Origin of the sequence: Infirmifilum sp. (assembly GCF_049970975.1) — an archaeon.
Classification (GTDB): domain Archaea; phylum Thermoproteota; class Thermoprotei; order Thermofilales; family Thermofilaceae; genus Thermofilum; species Thermofilum uzonense.
Genome location: NZ_JBMFLX010000192.1, coordinates 1 through 1,875, shown reverse-complemented (window position 1 = coordinate 1,875; position 1,875 = coordinate 1). Strand labels below are relative to the sequence as shown.

The window sequence follows — 1,875 nt, the reverse complement described above, 5'->3', positions numbered from 1 at the left end:
CCACGTGGCTACCCCCTACATCGAAAAGGTAGGGACCTATTCTAGCTGATGCGAGAAGACCGCCGTCGAATGCCCTATCGACGCAGACAACATCGGTAGCCGAATAGAGAGACTTCAGACTGATAGAAGAAACGAGGCCCGACCATCCACAACCTAGTATAACGATTCGCGTCATAGTCCCAACTCTCTTACCAGCACCCCACGTCCTTCACGAATAATTCCGGCTCCTCAACAATATAGCGACGGAAGCCCTCGAACTCCTTTATATGGGCATCATAGTCCTCAACGAAGTCGATTACTCTGTCGACCAGCCCCCTGTAGCTAAGGAACTGGATAGTCTTCATGATAACACAGCCCCCGTAATTGTTTACGAGAGGTACATTCCACACGGCAACAGTCTCACGGGGCGGCCTATCTCTGCCCGGATGCCAACCTATGTCTATGAATACCTTAGTCCTCGACAATATATTTATCATCTTTTCCTTACCTACATTATACAGCTCGTATACCTAGAATCTGTCTCTCAGTAGCTTAGCCAACTTATATCCTTATGGTGTACGACTTCCGTTTATTCCATGCTATCGTGTTTTCCTTCTTAGCTGGTAAATTAACATCCAGAGCGAATTTAATAAACTCTTCTTCCAAAGGCTCATGTAATGATACAAAATGCCAAGGTTAATAAAGAAGTGGAGAAACAACTATACGCTCAGGTTCCTAAACCATAACCACGCTCATCCTTTTTTGAAAGAGTGTTGATGGTATGGTAAATACTGTCAATTGAGAGATTATGTAGCATAATCCAATAGACCCTGGACGGCGTTAATGAGAAAGACGTTAATAGCGTTATCAGCTCGAGATTTCGGCCACCTTGACAAAAACATTATACCTGGGAGGGATGATGGAATTAGCCTGACGGAGTATTCACGAATTAAGGGATATTTATGGACTTGTATAAGAAACCATTACCGTATGTTGTTTGAGGGTTTTTTCAAAGGGACTTATTTTGAGAAAGCTTTCATGTGCGGGATTATCTTAACTAGGGTGCTTTTATAAATTAGCGAAGATCTGTTGAAAGCGAAGGTTTTTACCATTATATCATTATCTGTGTTTAGGTAAGGGATTTTGATGGAGGGTCGTGTTTCGGTAATTATTAGAGCATTTAACTCTGAAAAGTATATAGGGGATGCGTTGAAGTCTGTTATTAATCAAGATTATGAGGGAGTTATCTCTACAATTGTTTGCTATGATGAGGGTTCTGATGATAGGACGTTGGACATAGTCTTGGGATTTCAAGAAAACACATCTTCAGAAAGATCAATTAGAATTGTGAGACATACACACCTGACACCCTTCAGAGCTTTGCAGAAATGCGGTTTTGAAAATGTTGATGGGGAGTACATCTTTTTCTTGGACTATGATAATTACTATCCTTCAAATTACATAAAAGAAGTTGTTAGCGAAGCTATGAGATATAATGCTTCATTCGTCTTTACAAGAGCATTAGTTGTAGACAAAAACGGTCAAAAACTTCGCTGGCTAACGGAAATCCCTCAAAATCCATATGATAGATGTAGGTTAATTAAAGGAAATTATGTTGATATAAACACTATAATGCTTAAAAAAGACTGCTTAAACAATATCAAAAAGCTTATCGCAAAGATAGATTCTCCATATTATGATTGGCTATTTGATGATTGGCTAATAGCGCTCTTAGCAATGAAATATTGCAAACCACTATACGTAGAGAAAACCCACGTTTACTACAGGGTGCACGAGACAAACATAACCGCTGGAGCCAGAACTTTTCAAAAGCATGTTTTAAACATTGAAAGAGAAATAAAAACTCTGCTAGCTTTTTACGAAATTGAAAAAGAT

General features: G+C 39.6%; 2 protein-coding genes. One reads left to right on the top strand and one right to left on the bottom strand.

Annotated elements, in window-relative coordinates:
* Positions 1–188 precede the first annotated feature (188 nt).
* Entirely contained in the window at positions 189–476 is a 288-nt protein-coding gene (locus tag ACP5KC_RS10450) for a hypothetical protein (protein ID WP_428287549.1), read from the bottom strand.
* 649 nt (positions 477–1,125) lie between these two features.
* Here ACP5KC_RS10450 and ACP5KC_RS10445 point away from each other — a divergent pair.
* The coding region (locus ACP5KC_RS10445; protein ID WP_428287548.1) for a glycosyltransferase at positions 1,126–1,875 on the top strand (750 nt) is incomplete at its 3' end.

Excerpts from the sequence above, each read along its gene's own strand:
- ACP5KC_RS10450 (WP_428287549.1), bottom strand. The coding sequence starts at position 476 with ATGATAAATATATTGTCGAGGACTAAGGTATTCATAGACATAGGTTGG.